The organism is Microbacterium sp. K41 (assembly GCF_004794395.1).
Classification (GTDB): Bacteria; Actinomycetota; Actinomycetes; order Actinomycetales; family Microbacteriaceae; genus Microbacterium; species Microbacterium sufflavum.
Genome location: NZ_SSDO01000181.1, coordinates 1 through 3,460, shown reverse-complemented (window position 1 = coordinate 3,460; position 3,460 = coordinate 1). Strand labels below are relative to the sequence as shown.

The 3,460-nt window shown below is 73.1% G+C and carries 5 protein-coding genes; 2 read left to right on the top strand and 3 right to left on the bottom strand.

All coding sequences use genetic code 11. The features are described from left to right. Positions 1-698: M20/M25/M40 family metallo-hydrolase (locus DW309_RS04950; protein WP_136044736.1), on the bottom strand; the 698-nt coding region annotated here is incomplete at its 3' end. Between the two features lie 5 nt (positions 699-703). Continuing rightward, positions 704-1,606, bottom strand: a complete 903-nt coding sequence (gene sigJ, locus DW309_RS04945; RefSeq protein WP_136044735.1) for an RNA polymerase sigma factor SigJ — start codon at positions 1,604-1,606, stop codon at positions 704-706. Between the two features lie 124 nt (positions 1,607-1,730). On the opposite strand from sigJ, the gene DW309_RS04940 reads away from it, so the two are divergent. Continuing rightward, complete coding sequence (locus DW309_RS04940) at positions 1,731-2,480, top strand: SDR family oxidoreductase (RefSeq protein WP_136044734.1); 750 nt, start codon at positions 1,731-1,733, stop codon at positions 2,478-2,480. 135 nt (positions 2,481-2,615) lie between these two features. Then, on the top strand, positions 2,616-3,026 hold the full coding sequence (locus tag DW309_RS04935) for a VOC family protein (RefSeq protein WP_136044733.1): 411 nt from the start codon (positions 2,616-2,618) through the stop codon (positions 3,024-3,026). A gap of 12 nt (positions 3,027-3,038) precedes the next feature. Here the strand turns inward: DW309_RS04935 and DW309_RS04930 are convergent. Further along, a partial coding sequence (locus DW309_RS04930; protein WP_168387176.1) for a PucR family transcriptional regulator occupies positions 3,039-3,460 on the bottom strand: 422 nt, incomplete at its 5' end.

The following is a 3,460-nucleotide window of genomic DNA, read 5'->3' as shown; positions in this document are numbered from 1 at the left end:
GCCGACGCCGACCGGCCCCGTGCGACCCTCGACAACTGCAGCACCGAGGCGTGCCCGCCGTCGCCGCGCGCCGAGAGCCGCAGCGTCATCACGCCCTTCTCGCCGACACCGATCATCGCGGCACGCCCGGGGACGAAGGGCAGCGGTGCGTCGACGACCGCCCCGCCCTCGTCGATCACGAGCCACGGCACGATGCCGCGGGCGCGCAGCACCCGCGCGATCTCCTCGGCCGCCCGCCCGTAGGTCTCCTCGTTCCCGCCGAACGACAGGTACACGTCGCGCGGCGGACGGAAGCCGTCGGCCAGCAGGTTCTCGACGGCCTCGAGCACCACGATCAGCGGCCCTTTGTCGTCGAGCGCCCCGCGCCCGTGCACCGAGCCGTCGGCGATCACCCCCGCGAACGGCGGATGGGTCCAGGCGTCGCTCTCGTCGACCGGGACCACGTCGTAGTGCGCCATCAGCACGACGGGTCCGTCCGTCACCGCTCCCGTGCCCGCCCAGTGGAACAGCAGCCCCAGGTCGGTGTGCCGCTCGAGCGTCAGCGCCGCGTGCGTGCGCGGGTACAGCTCGGCGAGCAGCGCCGCGAACTCCTCGAACGGCGCGAGGCCGCGTTCGTCCAGCTCCGCGGAGACGGTGGGGAGGCGGATCATGCGGGCGAGGCGCTCGGCGATACCGGGACGCACGGTGGGGGTCGTCACCCTCGTCATGCTAGCGACCGCGAGGATCCCGGCCACTGCGTGAGCTTGTCGGGGTTGCGCACCGCGAAGACCTCGGCGATCCGGTCGCCGCGCACGACGAACGAGAACACCGCGTCCGCATCCCCATCGAGCGTCGCGAGCAGTGCGAGCCCGTCCGGCGCAGGCACGAGGGCGACCTCGGCCTCGGGGTTGCGGCGCGCGATGCCGAGCACGAACCGGGCCACGTGGTCGGCCCCCACCACGGGTCGCAGCGCCGCGGACTTCTTGCCTCCGGCGTCGGAGCGGAGCACCACGTCGGGGTCGAGCAGCCTCACGAGCCGGTCGAACTCACCCGTGGCCGCCGCGCCAAGGAACGCCCGCACCACCGCGTCGTGCTGAGCTCGGTCGGCGACTCCGGATCGCCCAGCCCGCACGCGTCGGCGCCCCTGCGAGGCGAGCTGCCGGACCGCGGCGGGGGTGCGTCCGACCGTCTCGGCGATCTCGGCGAACGGCACGCCGAAGACGTCGTGCAGCACGAAGGCCACACGCTCGGCGGGCGTGAGCGACTCCAGCACCACGAGCAGCGCCAGGCCGACGGATTCGTCCAGGGTGACGCGGTCGAGCGGGTCGGGGTGCGGCGGCCCGGCGAACGCGGAACCGTGCGGCACCGGCTCGGGCAGCCACGGGCCGACGTAGGTCTCGCGGCGGGCACGCGCCGATCCGAGCACGTCGAGACAGACGCGCCCGGCGACCCTCGTCAGCCACGCGGCCGGGTTGACGATCGCCGCTCGCTCCGCGGGCGACATCCGATACCAGCGCGCGTAGGTCTCCTGCACGGCGTCCTCCGCGTCGGCGACCGTACCGAGCAGGCGGTATGCGAGGGCCAGCAGGGGTCGCCGCTCGGATTCAGGGGCTTCGAGGTCGTCCATCGTCTCCTATCCTGGCCCTGCGCGACGCACGCGGGCACGGCGGATGTCGCCGATCGCCTCACATTCGGGCGGGCTGCATCGTCGGAGAGGCAGGACCATTCCCGAGACGAAGGAGAACGCACGCATGAGAATCGCTGTCGCCGGTGGCACCGGCGTCGTGGGCAGGCACACCGTGGACGCGGTCCGGGAGGCGGGGCATGACGCGGTGGTGCTCAGCCGCTCGACCGGCGTCGATCTGGTGAGCGGGAGAGGGCTGTCCGAGGCGCTGCGCGGAGCGGACGCGGTGATCGACGTCGCGAGCATCGAGACGCTGAAGGCGAGCGCGGCGATCGAGTTCTTCACCGCGGCGACAGGCAACCTGCTGTCGTCCGCCGCCGACGCGGGCGTGCGACACGCGGTGCTCCTCTCGATCGTCGGCGTCGACCGCATCCCCTACGACTACTACGCGGGCAAGGTCGCGCAGGAGAAGATCGTGGAGGCGTCGCCCGTGCCGTGGACGATCCAGCGCGCCACCCAGTTCCACGAGTTCGCCGCGCAGATGTTCGCCCGCGCGACGCTCGGCCCGCTCCACGTGGCACCCCGGGCCCGCACGCAGCCGGTGGCCGCCCGCGAGGTCGGCGAGCGTCTCGCAGCTCTCGCCGTCGGGGAGCCGCGGGGTCGCGTGGCGGACTTCGCCGGGCCGCGAGAGGAACAGCTGGCCGACATGATCCGGGCATTCGCGCGACACCAGGGCTACCGCGGCTGGGTTCCGGCGCTGAGCGTGCCCGGCCCGCAGATGACGGGGATGCGGGAGGGCAAGGCGCTTCCGGGACCCGATGCCGACCTCGGCCGGCAGACGTTCGCGGAGTGGCTCGCGGAGACCGCGCACCCCTGACCCTCCCTCCGGCACCGCACCTCCGGGACGGGGTGTCGGCGCGGTCGTGCCCCTGCTCTTGCGACGGCGCGCGACGGAGCGGAGACTGAGGCGCGGCGGGGATCCTCAGCAGTCCGAACACGACCAGGAGCAGTCATGCCCAATCTCAACCCGTACCTGTCGTTCCGCACCGAGGCCCGGGAGGCGATGGAGTTCTACCGGAGCGTCCTCGGCGGTGAGCTCGACATCAGCGTCTTCGGCGAGTTCCCCGGCATGGTGCAGAGCCCGGAGCAGCAGGACCTCGTGATGCACGCGCAGCTCACCACCCCGGACGGTCTCGTGCTGATGGCCTCGGACACCCCCGACGGCATGACCTACGAGAAGCCGCAGGGCATCTCCGTGTCGCTGAGCGGCAACACCCAGGAGGTCACGCAGCGCGTGTGGGACCGGCTCTCGGAGGGTGCGACCATCACGATGCCCCTGGATGTGCCGCCGTGGGGCGGGACGTTCGGCATGCTCGTCGACCGGTTCGGCATCGCCTGGATGCTGCACGGCGACCCGGAGTAGGCAGCGGCGGGGTCAGCGCGGCAGCACGGCCCGGCACGCCAGGTGCAGCGCGAGCCGGGCCTCCGGATCGCTCATGTCGATCCCGAGCAGCTCCTGCACCCGGCGGATGCGCACCATGACGGTGTTGCGGTGCAGGCCGAGGGCGGCCGCGGTCGCGGCGATCCCCGACTCGTGGTCCAGGTAGGCCGACAGCGTCGTGAGCAGCTCGCCGCCCCCGTCCGCGAGCGGCGCCAGGAGCGACTGCGCCGCCGGCACGAACGTGTCGTTCCCGGTCCAGGCGAGCAGCAGCTGCTCCAGACCGAGACTGTCCACCCGCACGAACCAGCCCGTGGCGGAGCGGTCGGCCGCGATGCGTGCCGCGTCGCCCGCCTCGTCGAGCGTGGCGGCCAGCCCCTCCGGGCCGCTCTGCAGCGAGCCGACACCGGTCGCCACCG